This window comes from Parasphingorhabdus sp. (genome assembly GCF_036964565.1).
Classification (GTDB): domain Bacteria; phylum Pseudomonadota; class Alphaproteobacteria; order Sphingomonadales; family Sphingomonadaceae; genus Parasphingorhabdus.
This window is the reverse complement of the sequence record NZ_JBALTN010000010.1, coordinates 127,608-150,775: the sequence shown is the minus strand read 5'-3', so window position 1 is coordinate 150,775 and position 23,168 is coordinate 127,608. Positions and strand designations below refer to the sequence as shown.

Annotated in this window: 19 protein-coding genes and 3 pseudogenes; 15 read left to right on the top strand and 7 right to left on the bottom strand. The window is 62.7% G+C overall.

The features are described 5' to 3' along the window. Positions 1–25 precede the first annotated feature (25 nt). The 4 genes from V7650_RS14670 to V7650_RS14655 all read left to right on the top strand — a co-directional run bounded on the left by V7650_RS14670 (position 26) and on the right by V7650_RS14655 (position 6,450). A complete protein-coding gene (locus V7650_RS14670; protein ID WP_335656981.1) occupies positions 26–2,365 on the top strand; it encodes a TonB-dependent receptor in 2,340 nt (779 codons plus the stop codon). Positions 2,366–2,368: 3 nt separating this feature from the next. Then, complete coding sequence (locus V7650_RS14665) at positions 2,369–3,436, top strand: DUF1611 domain-containing protein (RefSeq protein ID WP_335656980.1); 1,068 nt, start codon at positions 2,369–2,371, stop codon at positions 3,434–3,436. A gap of 147 nt (positions 3,437–3,583) precedes the next feature. Then, complete coding sequence (locus V7650_RS14660; RefSeq protein WP_335656979.1) at positions 3,584–5,176, top strand: serine hydrolase; 1,593 nt, start codon at positions 3,584–3,586, stop codon at positions 5,174–5,176. Further along, positions 5,173–6,450, top strand: coding sequence for a dipeptidase (locus V7650_RS14655; RefSeq protein ID WP_335656978.1), 1,278 nt, complete (start codon positions 5,173–5,175; stop codon positions 6,448–6,450). The genes V7650_RS14660 and V7650_RS14655 overlap by 4 nt, the downstream gene beginning before the upstream one ends. A gap of 25 nt (positions 6,451–6,475) precedes the next feature. On the opposite strand, the gene V7650_RS14650 is transcribed toward V7650_RS14655, so the two are convergent. Beyond that, the gene (locus tag V7650_RS14650) at positions 6,476–7,543 is read right to left on the bottom strand and encodes a Leu/Phe/Val dehydrogenase (protein WP_335656977.1); all 1,068 of its coding nucleotides are present in this window, start codon (positions 7,541–7,543) and stop codon (positions 6,476–6,478) included. Positions 7,544–7,679: 136 nt separating this feature from the next. On the opposite strand from V7650_RS14650, the gene V7650_RS14645 reads away from it, so the two are divergent. From V7650_RS14645 to V7650_RS14635, 3 genes are all read left to right on the top strand, one after another. After that, positions 7,680–8,150 (top strand): Lrp/AsnC family transcriptional regulator, encoded by a 471-nt coding sequence (locus V7650_RS14645; protein ID WP_442955310.1) that lies wholly within the window; start codon positions 7,680–7,682, stop codon positions 8,148–8,150. Between the two features lie 198 nt (positions 8,151–8,348). Next, positions 8,349–11,828: a bifunctional proline dehydrogenase/L-glutamate gamma-semialdehyde dehydrogenase PutA gene (gene putA, locus V7650_RS14640; RefSeq protein ID WP_335656976.1), complete on the top strand. Its 3,480-nt coding sequence runs from the start codon at positions 8,349–8,351 to the stop codon at positions 11,826–11,828. Positions 11,829–11,885: 57 nt separating this feature from the next. Continuing rightward, positions 11,886–12,470 (top strand): sulfite oxidase heme-binding subunit YedZ, encoded by a 585-nt coding sequence (locus V7650_RS14635; RefSeq protein WP_335656975.1) that lies wholly within the window; start codon positions 11,886–11,888, stop codon positions 12,468–12,470. 27 nt (positions 12,471–12,497) lie between these two features. Here the strand turns inward: V7650_RS14635 and V7650_RS14630 are convergent, their stop codons facing one another. Beyond that, a complete protein-coding gene (locus V7650_RS14630; RefSeq protein ID WP_335656974.1) occupies positions 12,498–13,280 on the bottom strand; it encodes a pyrroline-5-carboxylate reductase family protein in 783 nt (260 codons plus the stop codon). A 183-nt stretch (positions 13,281–13,463) separates the two neighbouring features. On the opposite strand from V7650_RS14630, the gene proB reads away from it, so the two are divergent. After that, positions 13,464–14,627, top strand: coding sequence for a glutamate 5-kinase (gene proB / locus V7650_RS14625; protein WP_335656973.1), 1,164 nt, complete (start codon positions 13,464–13,466; stop codon positions 14,625–14,627). Here the strand turns inward: proB and V7650_RS14620 are convergent. Together V7650_RS14620 and V7650_RS14615 are read right to left on the bottom strand one after the other, a co-directional pair. Next, positions 14,624–15,094: a MarR family winged helix-turn-helix transcriptional regulator gene (locus V7650_RS14620; RefSeq protein ID WP_335656972.1), complete on the bottom strand. Its 471-nt coding sequence runs from the start codon at positions 15,092–15,094 to the stop codon at positions 14,624–14,626. The two genes, proB and V7650_RS14620, sit on opposite strands and share 4 nt — an antisense overlap. 77 nt (positions 15,095–15,171) lie before the next feature. After that, positions 15,172–15,822, bottom strand: a complete 651-nt coding sequence (locus V7650_RS14615; protein WP_442955309.1) for a heme exporter protein CcmB — start codon at positions 15,820–15,822, stop codon at positions 15,172–15,174. 2 nt (positions 15,823–15,824) lie between these two features. Between V7650_RS14615 and V7650_RS18275 the strand changes: the two are divergent. Then, positions 15,825–15,923 (top strand): annotated as a pseudogene (locus tag V7650_RS18275) (hypothetical protein); the annotation flags it as partial. Here V7650_RS18275 and ccmA read toward each other — a convergent pair. After that, positions 15,885–16,445 (bottom strand): annotated as a pseudogene (gene ccmA, locus V7650_RS14610) (heme ABC exporter ATP-binding protein CcmA); the annotation flags it as partial. The pseudogenes V7650_RS18275 and ccmA sit on opposite strands and share 39 nt — an antisense overlap. Positions 16,446–16,465: 20 nt before the next feature. Between ccmA and V7650_RS14605 the strand changes: the two are divergent. Further along, complete coding sequence (locus V7650_RS14605) at positions 16,466–16,795, top strand: 4a-hydroxytetrahydrobiopterin dehydratase (RefSeq protein ID WP_335657002.1); 330 nt, start codon at positions 16,466–16,468, stop codon at positions 16,793–16,795. A gap of 3 nt (positions 16,796–16,798) precedes the next feature. Here the strand turns inward: V7650_RS14605 and V7650_RS14600 are convergent, their stop codons facing one another. Then, positions 16,799–17,632 carry an SDR family oxidoreductase gene (locus tag V7650_RS14600; RefSeq protein WP_335656970.1) on the bottom strand — a complete coding sequence of 278 codons (834 nt, stop codon included), beginning with the start codon at positions 17,630–17,632 and terminating at the stop codon, positions 16,799–16,801. Positions 17,633–17,835: 203 nt separating this feature from the next. Here V7650_RS14600 and V7650_RS14595 point away from each other — a divergent pair. From V7650_RS14595 to V7650_RS14580, 4 genes and pseudogenes are all read left to right on the top strand, one after another. Then, positions 17,836–18,513, top strand: a pseudogene (locus V7650_RS14595) (ATP-binding cassette domain-containing protein); the annotation flags it as partial. Beyond that, positions 18,510–20,045, top strand: a complete 1,536-nt coding sequence (locus tag V7650_RS14590; protein ID WP_335656969.1) for an ABC transporter permease/substrate-binding protein — start codon at positions 18,510–18,512, stop codon at positions 20,043–20,045. The pseudogene V7650_RS14595 and the gene V7650_RS14590, both read left to right, overlap by 4 nt. Before the next feature lie 2 nt (positions 20,046–20,047). Then, on the top strand, positions 20,048–20,572 hold the full coding sequence (locus V7650_RS14585; protein WP_335656968.1) for a hypothetical protein: 525 nt from the start codon (positions 20,048–20,050) through the stop codon (positions 20,570–20,572). 19 nt (positions 20,573–20,591) lie between these two features. After that, the gene (locus tag V7650_RS14580; RefSeq protein ID WP_335656967.1) at positions 20,592–21,368 is read left to right on the top strand and encodes an SDR family NAD(P)-dependent oxidoreductase; all 777 of its coding nucleotides are present in this window, start codon (positions 20,592–20,594) and stop codon (positions 21,366–21,368) included. A gap of 146 nt (positions 21,369–21,514) precedes the next feature. Here the strand turns inward: V7650_RS14580 and V7650_RS14575 are convergent, their stop codons facing one another. After that, positions 21,515–22,132, bottom strand: a complete 618-nt coding sequence (locus tag V7650_RS14575; RefSeq protein WP_335656966.1) for a DNA-3-methyladenine glycosylase family protein — start codon at positions 22,130–22,132, stop codon at positions 21,515–21,517. Positions 22,133–22,226: 94 nt separating this feature from the next. On the opposite strand from V7650_RS14575, the gene V7650_RS14570 reads away from it, so the two are divergent. After that, the gene (locus V7650_RS14570) at positions 22,227–22,544 is read left to right on the top strand and encodes a 2Fe-2S iron-sulfur cluster-binding protein (RefSeq protein WP_335656965.1); all 318 of its coding nucleotides are present in this window, start codon (positions 22,227–22,229) and stop codon (positions 22,542–22,544) included. Positions 22,545–23,168: the final 624 nt, after the last annotated feature.

Here is a 23,168-nt window from a genome sequence, read left to right as displayed (position 1 = left end):
AAAAATCAAAAAACGGGGAAAAATCATGCTTTGGGGATCAAAATCGTCAAATTTCGTCAATGGCCGGACGGCACGGGCAAGCGCGATCCGCACTGCCGGCATGTCGACCGCATTGGTTGCCATGCTCTGGAGCGGCGCGGCCTGGTCTCAGGAACAGGCCGACGATGTGGATGAGGCCGGCGCGAGAAATTCGGGTATCATCATCGTGACCGCGCAAAAGCGCGAGCAGACGCTGGTCGATGTGCCCCAGTCCATCTCGGTCGTATCGGGGGATGCGCTGGAGGCGCAGCAGGCATCATCCTTTCAGGATTACCTGAACCTGGTGCCAGGCCTCCAGTTGGTGCAGGACACGCCCGGCTTCGGACGGCTGGTCATTCGCGGCGTCAATACCGGCGGCGTCGCTTCGACGGTTGCGACCTATGTCGATGAAACGCCCTTTGGTTCGAGCAGCGGTCTCGTCAACGGCGCCATTCTGGCCGGCGATTTCGACACATTCGACGTTGCCCGCGTCGAAGTCTTGCGCGGCCCCCAGGGCACGCTGTACGGCGCAAGTTCCCTCGGCGGCGTGGTCAAGTTCGTGACGAACGAGCCAGACACAACACAATTTGTCGGTCGCGTCCGGGGATCCGTCGAAACCGTCAAGGGTGGCGATATCTCCTATGCAGGCAACGCCGTGATCAACGTGCCTCTTGGCGACACATTGGCCTTCCGGGCGTCAGGTACCTATCGCAAGCAGGGCGGCTTCATCGATTCCATCGGCTCCACCTCGACGGATCTGTTCGGTTCGACCTTCACCTCGCGTCAGGCAGAAAATATCAACGGCACGAAATCCTATGGTGGTCGCGCTTCCCTGAAATTTACGCCAGACGATGCGTTGTCGGTACGCCTCAGTGCAATTTTCCAGAATTTCGAGGCCGATGCCCCATCCTCGGTCGAAAGCGATCCCGATACGCTCGAAACCCTGTTCGGACGCCCGACCCAGTCGCTGTTCGTATCGCCTGCAAGCGATGTCAGCTACCGCGTCTACAATGGCGTGATCGACTATGATTTCGGCTTCGCCACTCTGACGTCTTCGTCCAGCTACGCCACGCTGGAGCAGCAGTTCCGCGATGATCTGTCCTTCAACCTGAGCACGGCGCTGGGCCTGTTTCCCGACCAGATCTATCTCAACCAGACCACGCGCGCGAAGAAGTTCACACAGGAAGTGCGGCTCGCATCGTCCGAAAGCAGCTTCATCGACTGGATCATCGGCGGCTATTATACCAAGGAAAACGGCCTGATCGATCAGGAGTTCATCCCGGTCACGCAAGGCACGCTGAATCGCATCACCGCTCTGGGCACGCTGGCGATCGCGACTCTGGATTCCGAATATGAGGAAATCGCGGGCTTCGCCAACGCGACCGTACATCTGGGCGACCGGTTCGATATCGATCTTGGCGGACGCTATAGCCACAACAACCAGAACGCGTTGCAGGGCACGGACGGGCCGCTGGCCGGGGGGCTGACTTCGGCAAGCCAGAATTCCTCCGAAAATGTATTCACCTATTCGGTCGCGCCAAAATTCAAGTTCGGCGACAATGCGTCCGTCTATGCGCGGGTCGCAAAGGGCTTCCGCCCGGGCGGGCCGAACGCTCTGGCCCCCGGAGCGCCGGCCAGTGTGCAGACCTTCGATTCCGATACGGTGCTCAGCTATGAACTGGGGGTCAAGGCAGCTACGCTCGACAACAGCTTCAGCATCGAGGCCGCCGTCTACCATATCGACTGGAGCAACGTGCAGCTGATTGCCGCGATCGGCAATTTCAATGTCAACACCAACGGGCCGGGGGCCGAGAGTGACGGTCTGGAATTTACCGCGACCGCGCGGCCAACCCCGGGTCTGGTGCTGTCGGTCAACGGTGCCTATACCGATGCCCGCCTGACCGATGACACGGTCGTGGTTACCAACGGCGTGCCCGGCGCCAATCTGGTTGGGGGCATCAAGGGCGATGCTCTGCCCTTCACTCCGAAGTACAGCATCAGCGTGAACGGCGACTATGAATGGTCGCTCAGCGACAGCGTCACCGCTTCCTTCGGCGGCTCGCTGCGGTTCCTGTCCAAGCAGTCCGGCGCGTTTGACGGTGCTTATCGCACGGCCAACGGCCGGCAGCGCGAGCTGCCTTCCTATGAGGTAATCGACCTGCGGGCAGGTCTCGACTTCGGGCAGTTCCGCGTGGAAGGATTTGTAAGAAACCTCACCAACAGCGACGGAAAAACCTCGATCGCATCGCTCAATTCCAATGGTCTGCCGGTTTTGCCCAACGGCGCTATCGGCACCGGCATCATTCGGCCACGCTCGATCGGTCTGGCGCTGACGGCCGAGTATTGAGGCATGGATGCAGGCACCGCGACGACCGCGCAATCTCGATGGCGACCGCGTGACGCGGCGCCAACGCTGCCCGGGCCCTATCTGCTTTTTCTGGGCGACACGACAGAACCGGGTTTCGCAAAAACCGCTTTCGGCTTGAGCGATTGGGCCGGGGACAAATGCGTAGGCGAATATTGTTTGCCCGAGGCAACGGTGTCGACCGGACTGAAGGCGATGACACCGGCCGAAGCCTATGCGGCCGGTGCGCGCTCGATGATCATCGGGGTGGCCAATCCGGGCGGCATTGTCCCGGCCAGCTGGTTGCCGGCGATGGTCGATGCGCTGAATGCGGGTCTTGACCTGATCAGCGGCATGCACTCGCCGCTCGCGAGCAATTTGAAAATGCGCCATCTCGCGGATAGCCTGGGGCGCAGCCTGATCGATGTTCGATGTCCGCCGGCCAATATCCCGGTAGGAACCGGACGCAAACGCACCGGCAAGCGCCTTCTCACCGTTGGCACCGATTGCGCGCTCGGCAAGAAATATACCGCGCTGGCACTGGCCAGGGCGTTTGCCGAACGCGGATTGGACTGCGATTTCCGGGCCACCGGCCAGACCGGCATCATGATCGCCGGCAGCGGCATTCCGATCGATGCCGTGGTCGCGGATTTTCTCGCGGGCGCGGCGGAAATGCTGAGCCCCGACGCGGACGAGGATCACTGGGACGTCATCGAGGGGCAGGGATCGCTGTTTCACCCCGCCTATGCGGGCGTTTCGACGGGCCTGCTCCATGGCAGCCAGCCCGATGTCATCATATTGTGCCACCAGGCCGGCCGGCAGAATATCCTTGGCCTGGACCAATACGCCCTGCCTTCGGTCGAGGAGGCCATCGAGCTCAATCTCAAATTGGCGCGCCGAATCAATCCTGCGGTTCGCTGCGGCGGCGTCAGCATCAATACATCGCATCTAGCCGAGCCCGAAGCCGACCGCCTGCTTGATCGGGAAAGTGCACGGCTCAACCTACCGGCCGCCGACCCGATGCGGGGCGGCTCCCGCTTTGCTGCTCTGGTGGAAAGCTGTCTCGCCGGATGATCGGAAACGCGGCACGCGCGCACCTGTCTTCCCGTCGGATTCTTTCCGGATCCATCTGTCCCTGCCGGATCTTCCTGCTTGCCGATTGCAACGGCCATTGCTGTCCGGAGCATATCATTCTCTCGCCTATAAAAACGGAGCTGTCCCATGCTTGATGTTCGCCGAATTATCCTCTCTGCGGCAGCCGCGGTCAGCTGCGCCGTCCCTCACATGCCGCTGCTGGCCGCCCCGCCCGCCAATTTCGACAGCCATGTGGAAGATGTGCGCAAGAATGCCGGAACGCCGGGCCTGGCTATTTCCATCGTCGAAAATGGCGAGGTCACGCTGGCGAAAGGCTATGGTGTTCGCAAGATCGGGTCCGACGACAAGGTCGATGCCGACACGATTTTCATGATCGGCTCGACCGGCAAGGCGTTCACCGCTGCCGCTCTGGCCACATTGGTCGACGACGGGAAAATCGGCTGGGACGATCCGGTCATCGACCATATGCCCTGGTTCCAGATGTACGATTCATGGGTGACGCGCGAGATGACGGTCCGCGACCTGCTGGTCCACCGCAGCGGCCTGCCGCTGGGCGCGGGCGACCTGCTCTACGTTCCGCGCGGCGACATATCGCGCAAGGAACTGGTGCGCCGTCTGCGCCATATCAAGCCGGAAACCAGCTTTCGCAGCGAATATGCATATGACAACATCCTCTACGCGGTCGCAGGGCAGCTGATCGAGGAAGTCAGCGGTCAGAGCTGGGAAGCCTATATGCACGATCATGTGTTTGCGCCCGCAGCTCTGAAGACTGCCGCCGCCACCGATGCCGCGCATTTTGGCAACCCCAATCGCGCTTTCCCGCACGGCCGGGTCGGCGGCATCGTCCGGGGATTGGGCGACCAGACGTTGCTCGATGAACGCGATCAGCTGGGCCGTGCTGCCGCACCCGCCGGCATGATCGCGATGAGCGCCAAGGACATGGCGCGCTGGCTGCAGATCCAGCTGGCATCTGGCGCGACGCCCGAAGGCGGCAGGCTGTTCAGCGAGGAAAGCGGCCGGGAAATGTGGGAGCCGGTCACGCCGATGCCGATCCCAGCGCCGCGCAAGGGGCTGGAAGAGCTGACACCCACCTATCAGGCCTATGCGCTTGGCTGGCAGGTTCAGGACTATCACGGGACGCAGATCGTGTGGCACGCCGGCGGCCTTTTCGGATTTACCTCGATCGTGGTGCTGATTCCGGAGAAGAATATTGGCTTCGCCATCGAAGTGAACGCCGAGGATATTCAGCCCCGCTACGGACTGATGTACCAGTTGCTTGACCATTATCTGGGCCGGCCAGCTCAGGACTGGCCTGCGAAATTTGGGGCCTTTGTCAGTGAACGGCTTGCCGGGGCCGCAGCGGTGGTGAGCGGTGCGAAGGACCAGCCGGCCGATGTCGGACCCTCGCTTCCGGTCGCCCGCTATGCCGGGACCTATGCCGATCCGTGGTATGGCGATCTGGTGGTTGCCGCCGACGGCAAGGGGTTGAGCGTGAATTTTGCGACAACTCCGGGAATGAAGGGGCGACTCAGGCATTGGCAATATGATACTTTCGTCACCGAATTCGCCGATCCGTCGATCGAGCCGGCCTATCTGACATTCGCGATCGGGGCCGCGGGCAAGGTCAAAGGGGTGACGGCAAAGGCGGTTTCGCCGATTGCCGATTTCAGCTTTGACTACCACCATCTGAATTTTGTACCGAAAAACGAAAAGGAATGATCTTGGCCTATTTGAAAAGAGCAGCTTTCACGGCCGCGATGCTTGCCTCGTCGAGCCTGGCGACAGCGCAACCCGCCGCCGCGGATCGGGCAACCGCCGCCCGTGTCGAGCAGGTGCTCAGCGCGCATCCCGTCATCGACGGTCACAATGATCTGCCCTGGGCCTTGCGCGAGTGGTTCGACGGCGATCTTTCAAAAGTGGATCTGGCCAAGGATACCGCTGGCCTGCCGCCACCGGAATCGATGCCCGATGCCATCCCGCTGATGACCGACATACCGCGCCTGCGCCAGGGACATGTCGGCGGCCAGTTCTGGTCGGTCTGGATTCCGGTTTCGGTCACGGGACCGGAAGCGGTTGAAATGACCGTCGAACAGATCGACCTCGTCAAGCAGATGGTCGCTGCCTATCCCGCCGATTTCGGCCTCGCCCTGACCGCCAGCGATCTGGAGGGGGCAATGCAGGCCGGCAAGGTCGGGTCGCTGATCGGCATCGAGGGCGGCCATCAGATCGGCGGGTCGCTTGCGGTTCTCCGGCAGATGTACGCGCTCGGCGCACGCTACATGACCCTGACCCATTCGACGAATACCGAATGGGCGGATTCCGCTACCGATTCGCCGGTTCATGGCGGTCTGACGTCCTTCGGCGAGCAGGTCGTGCGCGAGATGAATCGGCTCGGCATGCTGGTCGACCTCAGCCATGTTTCGCCCGAAACGATGAAAGACGCGCTGGCCATCTCCACGGCCCCGGTCATTTTTTCCCATTCCAATGCGCGCGGCGTGACCGATCACCCGCGCAATGTGCCGGATGACGTGCTCAAGCTGCTGGTGGCCAACAACGGCATCGTCATGGTCAATTTCTATCCCGGCTATGCCTCCGAAGCCCGCCGCCGCTGGGATGCCGAACTCGCCGCGCAGAAGACGCGGCTCAATGCCCCGCCTTATGGCGGACTTTATATTGGGCAGCCGGACAAGGCGGCTGCCGCTCTCGCCGAATGGCAGAAGAAAAACCCGATGCCGCGCACCACGATCGCCATGGTCGCGGATCATGTCGACTATATCGCCAAGACCGCCGGTTTCGATCATGTTGGTCTGGGCGCCGATCTGGACGGAATACCGGATGCGCCCGAGGGACTCGACGCGGTCGACAAATATCCGGCGCTGTTTGCGGAACTCGTGCGCCGCGGCTGGAGTGACGACAATCTCGCCAAGCTCGCCAGCGGCAATCTGCTGCGGGTTCTTCGGGAGGCTGAAAAGGCCGCTGCATCGGCGCGATAGTCCGGCGAGCGGCCTTTTTCGTGGATCAGGCGACCTTCGACGGCTGACCGGCTGCCACGATGTCCTGCGCCATCCGGTCGGCCAAGACATTCGTGGCGATTTTCTCGGCTTCGGACCGCCGCACAAGCTGCATCAGCCGATGCGGTATCTGCGCCACCCGGCTTTCGACCGAGTCGGTGGTTTCCCGCAGATATTCGGCCGCGACATTGATGATGCCGCCGGCATTGACCAGGTAATCCGGCGCATAAAGCACGCCCCGGTCGGCCAGCTGCTGGCCCTGCATGGCCGTTGCCAGCTGATTGTTGGCGGCGCCGCAGACGACAGCCGCCTTGAGCAGCGGGATGGTCGTTTCGGTCAGAATATTGCCGAGGGCGCAGGGCGCGAACACATCCATCGCCACCGCCTGCATTTTCTCCGGCTTGACGATCTCGGCACCCAGTTTCTGCGCCGCGAGGGCAGGGGCTTGCCCGTTCAGGTCGCTGACCAGAAGCTTGGCACCGGCCTGGTGCAGCAGTTCGCATAGCGCAAAGCCCACGTGGCCCAGGCCCTGGACCCCGACGACGACATCCTTGAGATCAGACCCGAACCGGTGGCGGACCAGCGCTTCGATCGAGAGAAACACGCCTTTCGCGGTCCAGGGCCCGGGGTTGCCGCCCGCCAGTCCGGGACGGCTGGGCAGGCCCGATACATAGCCCGTTTCGGTGGCGACCATCTGCATGTCCTCGACGGAACACCCGACATCTTCCGCCGTCACATAGGCCCCGTCGAGGCTGTCGACCCAGCGGCCGAATGTTCTGAACATGCGGTTCCGGTCGAAATCGGGTGCATCCGCGTTCTCGGGCAACATGATGACCGCCTTGCCGCCGCCGAAGGGCAGGCCGGCAAGGGCGTTCTTGTAGGCCATGCCTTCAGACAGCCGCATCGCATCCTGGACCGCCCCTGCGTAATCGTCGTAATGCAGCACCCGGCATCCGCCAGCGGCCGGACCGAGCGTCGTCGAGTGCACGGCGATAACCGCCTGCACGCCTGTCGCTTGATCGTGGAAATTATATACCGCCTCATGGGTCATGAGAGGGTTGCGGTGGCTGACCATGGTTTGCTCCTGAAAAGGCTGGTTGAAAATATGGTCCTATTTAAACCGGAATAGCGGAATATGTTGGTCTATCATTGATTGAATCCACTCTTATGTGCATAAGGAAGGCATAATAACGACATAAATGGAATAAATTATGCAGCTTGATCGCTATGAGAGAAAAATCCTCGAAATATTGCAGGAGGATGCCCGGATCTCGAGCAGCGAACTGGCGACGAGGGTGGGCTTGTCGCAATCTCCGTGCTGGCGCCGGGTGAACATGCTCGAGGAATCCGGGGTGATCCGCAAGCGCGTGGTGCTGGTGGACCGCAAGAAGGTCGGATTGCGCGCGCAGGTATTCGCCCAGGTCAAATTGTCGGCGCACGGCCGGGCGCATCTGGCGGATTTCGAAGCCGCGATTGCCGATATCCCGGAAGTGATCGAATGCTATGTCCTGATGGGAACCGTCGACTTTCTGCTGCGGGTCGTCACCGTCGACATCGAAGCCTATGAACGGCTGTTCTTCGAGAAGCTGTCCAGATTGTCCGGCGTGCAGGAAATAACCTCGAGCATTGCCCTGTCCGAAATCAAGAGTTCGACCGCCCTGCCAATTCATCTAACGGAATAGCGATCGGGCCGGGATTCCCGGAAATCAGGCGAAAATGCGGGCGGCGGGCGACAAAGGTTGCGTTCGAAGCCTCTAATGCGATACTCTGCGCCTGCCAGCCGACTGACCTTCCCCCATTTGGTCATCGTCTCGTTCCACCATGATCTGCAAATCTGCAAAACTAGAAATCTCGGCATAACTGTAGGAAAAGCTTGATTAATGAATACTCTGATTGATTTCCGGGACCAAGTCCGCACGCACCATCGCACCGACGAGGCGGAGATTCTGGAATATCTGGTTTCGAAATACGGACCCGACGAGAATATGCGCAAGCGCATCCAGGAGCGCGCGATCCAGGTCGTGCGGGAGGTGCGGAGCGCCTCGGGCCCGACCCTGACCGAAAGCTTCCTCGGCGAATATGGCCTGTCGACTGACGAGGGCCTGGCCCTGATGACGCTGGCCGAAGCCCTGCTGCGCGTTCCGGACAGCCAGACGATCGACGACCTGATCGAGGACAAGATCGGCCCCTCCAACTGGCGAGAGCATATCGGCCAGTCCGAGAGTTCGCTGGTCAATGCCTCGACCTACGCCCTCGAAATGACCCGCAGCGTGATCAACAAGCCGGCCAGCCGTGGCCCGCTGGATGCCTTGCGCGGCGCGATCAAGCGGCTCGGCGAGCCGGTGATCCGCATGGCCGTGCGCCAGGCGATGAAGGAACTGGGCAACCAGTTCGTGCTCGGCGAGGACATGAAGCTGGCGCTGAAGCGGGCGGAAAAATGGAAGGCCAAGGGCGCCACTTACTCCTATGACATGCTCGGCGAGGCGGCGATCACCCAGGCCGGTGCCGACGAATATTTCGCGGCCTATGAGGATGCGATCCGGGAAATAGCCAAGGTCGCCGTATCCGACGACCTCCGCGAAAACCCCGGTCTGTCGATCAAGCTGTCCGCTCTCTATCCCCGCTACGAAATGAGCCAGCAGGCAAAGGCCGTTCCCGAGCTTGCCGACCGCGTTGGCCAGCTGGCGCGCGCCGCCCGCGATGCCAATGTCGGACTGAACATCGATGCCGAGGAAGCCTTCCGGCTCGGCCTGTCGCTCGACATGATCGAGATGGTGCTGAGCGATCCGCGCCTGACCGGCTGGGACGGCTTCGGCGTGGTCGTGCAGGCCTTCGGCAAGCGGGCCAGCTTCGTGCTCGACTGGCTCTATTCGCTGGCCACCCAGCTCGACCGCAAGATCATGGTCCGGCTGGTCAAGGGTGCCTATTGGGACAGCGAGATAAAGCGCGCGCAGATGGACGGCGTGCCCGATTTCCCGGTTTTCACCACCAAGTCGGCCACCGATATCAGCTATATCTGCTGCGCCTCGCAACTGCTCAACATGACCGATCGCATCTATCCGCAATTCGCCACCCACAATGCGCACAGCGTCGCGGCGATTCTGGAAATGGCCGGCAACAGGCAGGATTTCGAGTTCCAGCGCCTCCATGGCATGGGCGAAACCCTGCACGAGGCCCTGCTGCGCAACGAAAAGGTCCGCTCGCGGATCTATGCACCGGTCGGCAAGCATCGCGAGCTCCTGGCCTATCTGGTTCGCCGCCTGCTCGAAAATGGTGCCAATTCCTCCTTCGTCAACCAGCTGGCCAACCATTCGGTGGCCGCCGAAATGATCGCCACCGATCCGTTCAACACGCTGCAGGCGGATCAGCAGGCGAGCCGGTCGAGGATCATCAAGCCGTCCGATCTCTACATGCCGGAGCGCCTCAATTCGCGCGGCTGGGATCTGGCCAACCGGACCGACATGAACGATTATGTGTCGGAGCGCGCGCCCTTTGCCGAAAAGCTGTGGCGGTCGTCGCCGATCACCGTGCGGCCGGTCACCAGCGGCACCGCGCACAAGATCTTCAATCCCGCGATCACCGACAGTCAGGTCGGCGAAGTCATCGAAGCCGATGAACAGCAGGCGCTGGATGCCATCGAGGAGGCCCGCCCCTGGAATGCACCGGTCAGCGAACGGGCTGCGGTTCTGCGCAAGGCGGCCGATCTCTACGAACAGCATCACGGCGAGATTTTTGCGCTGCTGGCCCGGGAAGCCGGCAAGACCCAGTTCGACACGATCGCCGAATTGCGCGAGGCGGTCGACTTCCTGCGCTATTATGCCAAGGAAGCGGAGAAGACACCCGACAGGAAGGCCCGCGGCATCATCGGCTGCATCTCGCCATGGAATTTCCCGCTGGCAATCTTCACCGGGCAGATCGCGGCGGCTCTGGCTGCCGGCAATGCGGTGCTGGCGAAACCGGCCGACCAGACGCCGCTGATCGCGGCTCTGGCGACCCATTTGCTGCACGAGGCCGGCGTCCCCCTGCCAACACTGCAGCTGCTTCCCGGCGCCGGTGCCACGGTCGGCGCCACGATCAGCGGCGATCCCCGGATCAACGGCGTTTGCTTTACTGGCTCGACTGCCACCGCACAGGCCATCCATCGCAATATCGCGGAGAATGGCCAGGCTGACTCGCTGCTGATTGCCGAGACCGGCGGCCTGAACTGCATGATCGCGGATTCGACCGCGCTGCCGGAACAGACCGTGCGCGATATCGTCACCTCCGCCTTCCAGTCGGCCGGCCAGCGCTGTTCGGCGCTGCGGGTGCTCTATCTGCAGAAGGATATTGCCGAGCCGTTCCTGAACATGCTGAGCGGAGCGATGGAGGCCTTGTCGCTCGGCAACCCCTGGTGGCTGTCGACCGATATCGGGCCGGTCATCGACCGGGCATCGCAGGACAAGATCAGCAAGCATATCGCCGCCGCCAAGGCGGACGGCCGCTTGCTGATGCAGCTCGATGCACCGGAGGACGGTCATTTTGTCGGCCCCGCTGTGATCCGGGTCAACGGCATCAACGATCTGGAAGAGGAAATATTCGGACCCGTGCTGCATGTGGCGACCTATGAAAATGACCAGCTTGACCAGGTCATCAGCGATATCAACAATCGCGGCTACGGACTGACCTTCGGCCTGCAGACCCGGATCGAGCGCCGCATCGACAAGCTGACGGGCGCGCTCAAGGTCGGCAATATCTACGTCAACCGCAACCAGGTCGGTGCGGTTGTCGGGTCCCAGCCATTCGGCGGCGAAGGCCTGTCGGGTACCGGCCCCAAGGCCGGCGGGCCGCATTATCTGCCCCGCTTCTACGAAAACGCCGGACCGAGAAACCCGGTCCATCCCGGGCAGGACCTGCCCCACGAAACCGTACAAGCGGCGCTCGACCAGTTGCCAGCGGCCGACCCGGGGCCGCGCAGCGCGGTCATGATGCCCGGACCGACCGGCGAATCCAACGAACTGTTCACCTATGCCCGGGGGACCATCCTCTGTCTCGGGCCGACGCCGGAAGATGCCGCGAAACAGGCGGACATCGTAAGGCAGCAGGGCTGCCAGCCGCTGGTCTGCGTCCCCGGTGCGACCGGGGAGCAGAGCCTCGACGGGTTTGTCCCGCGCGCGATGCTGGCCAACCTGTCCGGCCTGGACGGCATCGTCTGCTGGAGCGATATCGAGGATATCCGGGCGATCCGCATGGCGCTGTCCAAGCGCGATGGCGCGCTGCTACCGCTGATCACCGAGGAAAATTTTGATCATCAGTGCCTTGTGGAGCGCCATGTCTGCAACGATACCACCGCTGCCGGCGGCAACGTGTCGCTGCTGACCTAGGAATGATCAAATGGCGAAGGACGGGCTCTTTGACATGATGCAGCTTCAGGCTTGGCCATGAACCGCACCGCTGCCAAGGCAATATTGTGGATTCTGCTCGCCGTCCCCGCCGCGCTGATGCTGGCACCGGTGTTCAAGGGTGACGCGCTGGCGATGGATATGCTGCACCCCAGCGGCGAGACCTCGATCCGGTTGATGATTCTGGCATTGCTCGCCGGCCCGCTGTCGGAGTATTTCGGACGGAACCGCTTTTTCCGGGCCTGGCTCGCGGTGCGTCGCAATCTCGGCGTGGCCGCCTTCGCTTATGCCTTACTGCATATGCTGTTCTACATGGCGGACATGGGCACGATAGGCGCCATGATGGGCGAGTTGGGGCTACCCGGGATCTGGACCGGCTGGCTGTCGCTGCTGCTCATGGTGCCGCCGGCTGCGATCAGCTTCAACTACGCAATGCGCAGGCTCGGCAAGAGCTGGAAAAAGCTGCAGCGCCTGGTCTATCTGGCGCTGCTGATCGGGCTTGCGCACTGGATCTTGCTCAACTGGACCTGGCAGCCCGCTGCGGCGCATCTGGCACCGCTCGTCGTGGCGTGGACCCTTCGCGCCATGGGCCGCCGCAGGCAAAGACATCAGGGACTCGCGTGACGTCCGGGCGGCCGTTTGCCGCTCAGCCTATCTCAGCTCGACAGCCCGCTCATAGGCGGCCTGCAGCGTATCGCGGATCAGGTCCGAATAGACTCCGCTGCCGTTCAGCGCGTTGAGACCGGCGGCCGTGGTTCCGCCCTTGCTGGTCACGCTGTTGCGCAAATCCTCGAGCGACCGGTCCGATTGCCGCGCCATTTCCAGCGTCCCCTGCACAGTGCCGAGAACCAGGGTCCTGGCGTCTTCCGCGCTGAATCCCAGCGCCTCTGCTGCTTCGATATAGGCCCGCAGCATTTCGAACACGTAACCCGGGCCGCTGCCCGCCACCGCTGTCAGGCGATCCAGCATGTCTTCGCTGTCCACCCAGACGATCTCCCCCGAACACAGGGCCAGCTGTTCTATCAACCCCGTCGCTGCCTCGGGTACATCGCCATGGGCATAAAGCCCGCTGACGCCCTTGCTGATGAAGGCGGGCAGGTTGGGCATGATCCGGATAACCGAGCGGCCGGCCGCGTGCGCTGCCAGCCGGCTGGCGGAATATCCCGCCGCAATCGAACTGATGACGCCGTCGGGCGCGAGAACCGGCAGATAATCGGGAAGCACCGTATCGATCAGCTGCGGCTTGAGCGCAACGATCAGACAGTCGAACATCGCTCCGTCCAGTTCGTCGACACTGTCCACCTGCGTGACGTGCTCGGGCAGGTCGGGCTTGGCGGGATCTGCCACGGTGAACTCATGGTCGGTCTGCTCCGCCCATGCCTTGAGCAGCGCACCGCCCATGTTTCCGCAGCCCAGCAGCAATATTTTTTTCAAATCAATCTCGCGTTGTCTGTTATAAGGGAATTTCAGGATATGCTTAGTACTCAAAACAGCGTTGTCAACAAATGCAAGTTTTTAAAGCTTCTGTGCAAATTTGGGTATTTTGATCACTAAATTATTGCACTGGATCAGATCAGTCCCTACCTGCGGGGCACATTATGAAGGACAAGGCATAAAATGGTAAAGGGCAAAACGATAGTCGTAAAAGTCGGATCGAGCCTGCTGGCAAATCAGGAGCGGCTGACGCCGCGTTGGGCGTTCATGCACCATCTGTTGTCGGACATCGCCCAGTTGCGCGAATCGGGTGCCAAGGTGATCCTGTGCTCGTCCGGCTCTGTCGCGCTGGGCATGAACATGATCGGCGAAAGGCCGGAAACGGCAGGATTGCGGGACAAGCAGGCGGCTGCTGCCTGCGGCATGCCGCTGCTGCTCAACGGCTACAAGCAGGTCGCCCACGAATATAGTTTCGAGATCGCCCAGGTGCTGGTGACCCTGCGCGATCTGGAGGACCGCAAGCGCTTCCTCAACACCAAGAACACCGTCGACCGGCTGCTCGAGGCCGATATCATGCCGATCATCAATGAAAACGACACGATCACCACCGAAGAAATCCGGGTCGGTGACAACGACCGGCTGTCGGCGAAGATTGCCCAGATGCTGCAGGCCGACACGCTCGTCATCCTCACTCAGGTCGATGGCCTGTTCGACCGCGATCCCTCGGAGCCTGGCGCGAAGCTGGTCGAGGAATTGAGCGATGTGTCCCCCTATCTGGCTGTCACCGAAGGCGTCAGCAGCCTCGGCAGCGGCGGCATGCTGACCAAGATCCAGGCGGCGCACATGGCCCAGAATGCGGGTTGCGAGACGCTGATCGCGCACGGGGAATATGAACATCCGGTGACGTCGGTGCTCAACGGCGAGCGGCGCCACACCACGATTCTGGCCAACGAACGGCCGGAATCGGCATGGGCCAACTGGCTATCCGACCGGCTGCAGATGGCCGGCAGCATCGTGATCAATGAAAAGGCGGCCAAGGCGCTTGAATCCGGTCCGCGCCACCTCGGCCGGGAAGACGTGCTTTCCATCCAGGGGCCCTATGTCAAGGGGGACGTGATTCATATCTACGGCGAGTCCGGCAGCGAGATCGCCCGCGGCCTGACCAACTTCTCCTCCGACGAAACCATGGCTCTGGCCCGCAATCCGACGATGACCGCCATGCAGCTGCTGGGGTACAAGACCGGTGGTACGCTGATCACCGACAAGAATATGGTGGTGCTCGACGATCGGCACCTGCCCTGGGAACTGCCGGCCGGCGACGGCATGAACGAGGTGTCCTCCTCCTAGGGCCGGATTTCCCCTATCTCCAGGATTGGCGCGGAATCGATGCGGTTGGCGTCCATCATCACGGCGATCCGCTGCACGGAAGAGACCAGCAGATTCTGCTCCCACGGTTCGAGCTTGGCGAAGGCCAGGAGAAAATCCTCCTGTAGCAGCTCCGGCGCGTTGCGGATGCATTCGCTCCCCTTTTCGGTCAGGATAATCTCCACCGAACGGCGATCGTCCTCGTTTTTCTCCCGCGTCACCATCGCCGATTTTTCCAGCCGGTCGACGATCGAGGTGACCGTGGCGTGCGACAGATGGACGGATTTCGCAATCACCGACGGTTTGGCCCGCCCCTCCTTGGCCAGTTCCTTCAGGACCAGAAGCTGCGGCGTGGTTTGGCCCGTTTCCTTTTCCAGCTTCTTGGACTGTAGGTCGATCGCCCGGTTGATCTGGCGCAACGCCACCAGAAGTGCATTTGAATTTGACATGACCAGCCTGCTACAGGATTTTGAATGGGATTGCCCGGCTTTTTCCGAGGCCGGGCCTTGCACGCGCTCCCCTGCTGCTATTCCCGCACCGCAGCCAGCGCCGCGCCCGCCGCAAAGGGCGTGATCGCCACCAATAATAGCGAAATCGCACCCAGAAACAGCAAGGCACTGCCGCCCGGCGCGGACAGGCTTCCCGCTCCGAAGATCAGCAGCGGGATCGCCAGCGGCACCAGCAGCAGGCCGCCGAGCGCGCCCGCGCCCTTCAGGCCCGCGGTCAGCGCGGCGATCATCACCGCCAGCCCGGCGAGGGCAGGGGTGGCAATGGCCAGGCTCGCCAGCAGCGTGCCCAGCGCCGCGCCTTCCAGCCCCATCAGCCCGCTCGCCAGAAAGGCGGCGAGCAGCAGCGGCGGACCAAAGGCCAGCCAGTGCGACACCATCCGCGCCGCCGCGATCATCTCGTCGGACAGCCCGCGCACGATCAGCTGGTCATGCACGCCATTTTCCAGATCGGGCTGGATCAGCCGGTCGAGCGGCAGCAGCGTCGCCAGCAGCGCCGCGATCCACAATATCCCGCCGCCGGTCTGCAGCAGCAGGTCGCGGTCCGGCCCGACGGCAAAGGGAAACAGCGTCGCCGCCGACAGATAGAAAATCACCGGCAGCCAGGTGCCGCCGCTGGCGTAGCTCTGCCGCACGTCGCGCCAGATGATCGTCGCAAGATTGCCGATCATCTATAAGCTTCCAATTCTTCCAATGGCTCGAGCCGCAGGCTGATATCAAAGGCGATCGGCAGCGGAATATGGCTCGCCGCCAGAATCATCCCGCCGCCATCCAGATGCTCTTGCAGCACCGTCCCGAGCTGGCTGACCGAATCGCTGTCGAGGCCATTGGCCGGCTCGTCCAGCAGCCACAGCTGAGCGCCTGACAAATAGGTCCGCGCCAGCCGCGCCCGCTGCCGCTGGCCGGTGGAGAAATAGCGCACCGGCACCTCGGCCAGATGACCCAGCCCGGCCCGCGCCATCGCCGATGCGGCGTCGGCCTCGCTCCTGCCGTCCAGCTTCGCCCAGAAGCGCAGCGCCTGTGCCAGCGGCAGATGTTCGTCCAGCGCCAGCCGGTCGTCACACAACGCCCGGGTCCCGGGTGCCCGGTAGTTGCCGGCCGAGGGCGTGAGCAGCCCGGCCAGCAGCCGCAGCAGGCTCGACTTGCCAACGCCATTGGGCCCGGTCAGCAGTCCGGCCTGTCCCGCATCCAGCGCAAAACCGAGCCCGCGGAACAACAGCCGCTCGCCGCGCACGCAGCCCAGCGCCTCGACCACGAGCCGCTCGTCGCTTCCGGTTGACTGTTCCTCTTTCATCGCACAGACTTAAGGCATGAATTGGCGCGAAAGCCAAGCAAGGAGCAACAAATATGGTAGCGCAACTGACCGAAAGCGAACGCAAGGCGGCGCTCGGCACACTGTCCGGCTGGGACTATGACGGGAACCGCGACGCGATCCGTCGCTCGTTCAAGTTCGGAGACTTCACCGAGGCCTTCGCCTTCATGACCCGCGTCGCCTTGCACGCGGAAAAGGCCGACCATCATCCCGAATGGTTCAATGTCTACAACAAGGTCGACATCACCCTGACCACCCATGACGCCGGCGAAAACGGCGGCCTGTCGCAGCGCGACGTGGATCTGGCCACTGTCATCGAGGCCTGTCTCTAGCCGCTATTTGTCGTCCGCCCCCGCGAGCACGTCGCCCAGGTTGCTGGCCAGGCTGACCGACTGCTTGCGCACCCGCCCCGGCATCCAGCGCGCGGCAAAGGCGAGCTGCTTGGCCATCTTGTTGACCGGCGTGTGCACCTTGTCGCCGTGCACCGCGGCCCAGGCCGCGGGCCCGATGATCGCCACCGGGCTGACCATCACGCCGGCCTCTTCCAGCCTCTGCTTGCCGCTCTGGTTGCTGCCCTCGACCACCGCCGAGATGATGTTGGTGTCGATGAACCCCGGCATCAGCGAGCGCGACCTGATGCCATATTTGCGAAATTCGATGTCATGCGATTCGGCCAGCCCGCGCACCGCGAACTTGGTCGCGCTGTAGACGCTGAGGTCGGCCACCCCGTAGATTCCCGCCGCCGATGCGGTATAAAGGACGCAGCTGTCGGGCGTGTCCTTCAGCATTTCGAAACAGGCGCGGGTGCCGCTGATCACGCCGGTCAGGTTGATCGCGATCATCAGGTCGATCGCCTCGTCGGTCATCTCCTGGATCGGACCGCCTTCGCCAATCCCGGCATTGTTGAACAGCACGTGCATCCTGTCGCCGGTGATTGCGCCAAATTCTGCAACCGCCTGCTTCCACTGCGCCCGGTCGGTCACGTCCAGCCGGTGGACCGAGCTCTGGCCCTCGGGCAGCATCGCAGCGGTTTCGGCCATGCCCTGATCATTGATATCGGCAATGCCGACAAACCATCCCTTTTCGGCGAAATAGCGCCCGACCTCGCGGCCGAGGCCGGATGCGCCGCCGGTGATGAAGATCGTCTTTTGTCCGCTCTGATAGCCCATGTTTCCGCTCCCGCCTGCTTATTGACATTGATGTTCATTCGAGCCGTTTTTGACGCGGACGTCAAGTGGGGTTGGACATGCGCGGCAAAGCCCGTCACTATGCGTCGATGCCTGTCTCCGGTCCCTCCATCCGCCTCCACGATGTCAGCCGCCACTATGGCGCGATTCGGGCGGTCGACGGGGTATCGCTCGACATTGCCGCCGGCTCGCTGGTCGCTCTGGTCGGTCTGTCCGGCTCCGGCAAGTCCACCCTGCTCAAGATGATCAACCGGCTGGTCGAACCGACCGGCGGCACCATCCGGATCGGCGATGATCCGGTTGATTCGGTCGACCCGCATGTGCTGCGCCGCCGGATCGGCTATGTCTTCCAGAATATCGGCCTGTTTCCGCACATGACCATAGCCCGCAATATCGCCATCGGCCTCGAACTGGCCGGGGAAAAGACAGGCCGCGACGCGCGCGTCGCCGAGCTGCTCGATCTCGTCGAACTGCCGCGGGAGATGGCGTCCCGCATGCCCGACCAGCTGAGCGGCGGCCAGCAACAGCGCGTCGGCGTCGCCCGGGCGCTGGCAACCCGGCCCGGCCTGATGCTGATGGACGAACCGTTCGGCGCGCTCGACCCGGTGACCCGCGACAATCTCACCGACCAGTATAAGGCGCTGCACGAACGGCTCGGCCTGACCACGATCATCGTCACCCATGACATGGCCGAGGCGCTCTACCTGGCCGACCGCGTGCTGGTGATGGAGGCCGGCCAGATCCGGGCGGACGCCACCCCGGCCGAGCTGGTCTCCGGCGATGTCGGCGCCGAAGCCGAAGCGCTGGTCTCCATCCCCCGCGCCCAGGCCGCGCATCTGATCGCGCTGGGCAAGACATCATGAACGCCGCCTGGCAACAGGCGCTGGCCCGCGTCCCGGAGCTGCTGGCGGCGCATGTCCAGCTGAGCTTTTCCGCGCTGCTGCTGGCGATGCTGATCTGCCTGCCGCTGGCGATCTGGGCGGCGCGTTCGCCGCGGATCGCAGCGGTCGCGCTGACCGTCGCCAGCCTGATCCAGACCATCCCCGGCCTGGCGCTGCTGGCGCTCTTCTATCCGCTGCTGCTGGGCGTGTCGGCGCTGGTCGGCGGCGGCATTTCCGCCTTCGGCTTCCTGCCGGCGCTGCTCGCACTGACCCTGTACGCCCTGCTGCCGATCCTGCGCAACGCGGTGACCGGCCTGACCGGTGTCGACCCGGCGGCCAGCGAGGCAGCCGACGGCCTCGGCATGACCGCCTGGCAGAAACTGCGCCATGTCGAGGCGCCGCTCGCCGCACCGATGATCATGGCCGGCATCCGCACCGCCGCGGTCTGGACGATCGGCGCGGCCACCCTGTCGACCACCGTCGGCCAGCCCAGCCTCGGCGACCTGATCTTTGCCGGGCTGCAGACGCAGAACTGGACGCTGGTGCTGGCCGGCTGCCTGTTTTCCGCCGCGCTGGCGATCGCGGTTGATCTGCTGCTCGGGCTGATCGAGCGCGGCATCCGCGAGCGCCGCCGGGTCCTCGCGATAGCCGGGGCCACGCTGATCGCCGCCGGCCTGCTGATCGCGACGCTGCCGCTGCTGATCGCGCGCGACAATGTCGTGGTCATCGGCGCCAAGAGCTTCTCGGAACAATATATCCTCGCCCGGCTGATCGGTTCGCGGCTGGAGGAAGCGGGATATGCGGTGCGCTACCGCGACGGCCTCGGCTCCGCGGTGGTCTATCAGGCGCTGGCTGCCGGCGATGTCGATGTCTATGTCGACTATTCGGGCACGCTCTGGACCAACCAGATGCAGCGCACCGACAGCCAGCCGAAAGCCGCGATGCTCGACACGATCGCGCAATGGACCAGCACCAACCATGGAGTCACCATGCTCGGCGCGCTGGGCTTCGAGAACACTTATGCCTTCGCCGTCCGCGCCGCAGACGCCCGGACCAAGTCGCTGGCGACGCTCGATGATCTGGCGCGGGTCTCCAGCGACTTCAATTTCGGCACCGATGTCGAATTTCTCGAACGGCCCGAATGGCAGATGGTCCAGGACGCCTATCCGATCCGCTTCAAAAATGCCCGGGCGTTCAACCCGACCTTCATGTATCCGGCGCTGAAAAGCGGCGAGGTCGACGTGATCTCGGCCTTCTCCTCCGACGGCCGGATTGCGGCCAACAATTTCGTCGTGCTGGAAGACCGGAAAGGCGCGGTCCCTTCCTATGAAGCGATCCTGCTGCTCGCACCGGAGCGCGCGGGCGACGACCGGTTCGTCGCCGCGCTTGAGCCGCTGATTGGCGCAATCACGGTGGAAAACATGCGGGAAGCCAATTATAGGGTCGACCGTGAAGAGGACAAGCAGACGCCCCGCCAGGTGGCGCGCTGGCTGGAAAATAATCTGAGGAAATGATCGTGAAACCTGCCTTTGCCCATCTGTTGAGAATTGCCGGCCTGGCCGCCATGCTGCTGCTTGCCAGCCTTTCGGTAACCGCCAGGGCGGAAGTGTCGGTCACCTTCTATTCGCATGATTTCGGCAAGAATTTCCCGCACGCCTTCTTTGTCGCCAAGGGCGAAACCGCCGATGGCCGGCAGGTCGATACCGCGTTCGGCTTCACCGCCGTCAACGTGTCGCCCGGCATATTGTTCGGTTCGGTCGACGGCCATGTGAAAGCGCCATCGGCCAGCTACATCGCCAGCAGCAATCCGCATTTCACCGTCAGGATCAAGGACAGGCAATATCGCGAACTGCTGGCCGTGGTCGACAAATGGCAGAATATTCCTCAGAAAAGCTACAGCCTCAACAAGCGCAACTGCGTCCATTTCATCAATGATGCGATCAAGACGCTGGACCTGAAGACCAACCTGAAGACCGCCAACTGGAAAAAGCCGCGCTCCTTCATGGAAGAGGTGATGCGGCTCAACCCGTTCCTCAAGTGACCAGCAAGGGATATCGCCTATGACGGACGTGTGCATGATCATTGGCGCCGGCGCCGGCATTGGCGGTCATGTCGGCAAGCGCTTTGCCGCCGAGGGCTATCACGCCGCCCTCTGTCGCCGCAGCAACCGTGACGGGCTCGACGCCATGGTCGCGGAAATCGAGGCCGCCGGCGGCCAGGCATCGGGCCATCTGCTCAACGCCGTCGATGAAGGGGCGATCGAGACGCTGATTGACGATGTCGAGGCGGAGATCGGGCCGATCAACGTGCTGGTGTATAATCTCGGCGCGCAGATCGGCAACCGGTCGCTCGCCGACACCCCGCTCAAGACCTTCGAACTGGGCTGGCGCATGGGCAATTTCGGTGTTTTCCGGGTGGCGCAAAAACTGTTCCCGAAGATGGTGGCGCGCGGCGGCGGCGCGCTGCTGGTCACCTCCGCCACCTCGGCGATGCGCGGCAATGCCGGGCAGCACAGCCACGCCGCGGCGATGGGCGGTCGAAGGATGCTCTGCCAGTCGCTCAACGCGGAATTCGCCTCGCAGAATATCCATGTCGCCCATATCCTGATCGACAGCGCGGTCAACGCGCCGGACACGCTGGGCAAGCTGCTCGGCCCGGAGCGCTTTGCCGAACTGCGGGAGGCTAAGGCCAATGGCAAGGACGAGATCATGGAACCCTCGGCGATCGCCGACACCTATTTCCACGTCGCCCACCAGCACCGCTCCGCCTGGACCTTCGAACTCGACATGCGCGCCTTCAGCGACACCGCCTGGTGGAATCATCCGCTGGATATCTAGTGACCGGGAAAATGATTGCATCGCTCAAGGGACGTCATTGCGAGCGCAGCGCGGCAATCCAGAGCGGCACACACACAGGCGATAGTGGGTAGACTCTCTGGATTGCCGCGTCGCTTCGCTCCTCGCAATGACGGCGGTCAATCCAGCTACATCACCATCACATGATAATGGTGCCAGGTGAAGATCGCCACGGCGCCGCGGTGCGGCGACCAGGCCTCGGCGATTTCCCGCACCGCCGGTTCCGAAGGCCGTTCCGCCAGCCCCAGGAAATTGCCGACACCGACCTGAATCGCCAGGTCACCCGCAGGCCAGATGTCGGCGCGGCCCTCGGCAAACAGCAGGTAGATTTCCGCCGACCAGCGGCCAACGCCCTTGACCTTCGTCAGCAGCGCGATAGCCTCCTCGTCATCCTCCGGCAGATGGTCCACATCCAGCCCGCCCGACAGGATCAGCTCGCCCAGGCTGCGCGCATAGCCCTGCTTTTGTCGCGACAGGCCGCAGGCCCGCAGTTCGTCGAACTCGGTGGCGATCAGCGCCTCCGCTGGGCATCCTTCGCCCAGCCGCGCCTCCAGCCGGTTCCACACCGCCGCCGCCGACGCGACGCTGACCTGCTGTCCGACAATCGTGCGCAGCAGCGTTTCGTAGCCCCGCGGCCGGATCCGCGGTTCCGGATAGCCGGAGGCGGCGATCGCCGCGGCCAGCCGCGGTTCGATCGCGCTCGCGTGGTCGAGGCCGGCGCGGATCACTTCTTTTGATAGGCCCATTGATTTCCGCTTCCCGCTTCGACCCTTGATTCTTTCTTGCGGTCCAGACATAGCGTGCGGGATTCTATATTAACAGTCACGACAAGGGGTAGCTATGCCAACGATTCACGTAACCGGCCGCGACGGCGAGGAAAAGGCGGTTTCCGTCGATGCCGGAATCAGCGTCATGGAAGCGATTCGCGACAATGGCTTCGACGAGCTGCTCGCCCTGTGCGGCGGCTGCTGCTCCTGCGCAACCTGCCATGTCCATGTCGCCGCCGACTGGAAGGAAAAGCTTCCCGAGATGAGCGAAGACGAGGACGACCTGCTCGAAAGTAGCGACCACCGCGACGAATTCTCCCGGCTCAGCTGCCAGATCGAAGTCTCGGACGAACTCGACGGCCTCAAGGTCCGCATCGCCGAAGAAGACTGAATTTCTGCCTGTGCCCCTGCGAAGGTAGGGGCCCATCTCTTGTCCTTGCGTCTAAAAAGCAGAGCGAAAGCTGGACGCTGAACGAAGGCCGGTTATTCCCCCTCCCCCTTAAGGGAGAGGGTTGCGCAGACTTGGCAGTCCTGAGCTTGTCGAAGGGCTGCCTAGTCGAAGCTGGGTGAGGGTGTACCGAACGGTACTGGCACAGCAACCCACCAGCGGAACACCCGCATCCAACTCCATCTAGCCGCCTGCGCTGACGCTTCGGCGGCAAGATTTCGTATCCTTCTCCCTCAAGGGAGAAGGGCAAGGATCCTAAAAAATCGCTGTCCTACACCCACCCCAACAAGCTATTATCACCCCCACTCCCGCCACCTGCGTGGGCACAGGCTCTTTGACAATCTGAATAAGCAATCGGCATTTTCAGCCGGCCCGCCTTCAGACCCGCCGAAAGGTCACACTCGGCACCCGGCTGGCTTCCAACAAATGACAGAAATTTGCGGCTTTGGGGCAAAAGTCACAGAAATTAAAAACGCGCGTTGGTGTAAACTTGCGGCTCGCACTAAAACACGAAGCCACCAGGGATAAAAGCGCGCACATATTCCTTTGGCGTCTTCCACTTCGCGC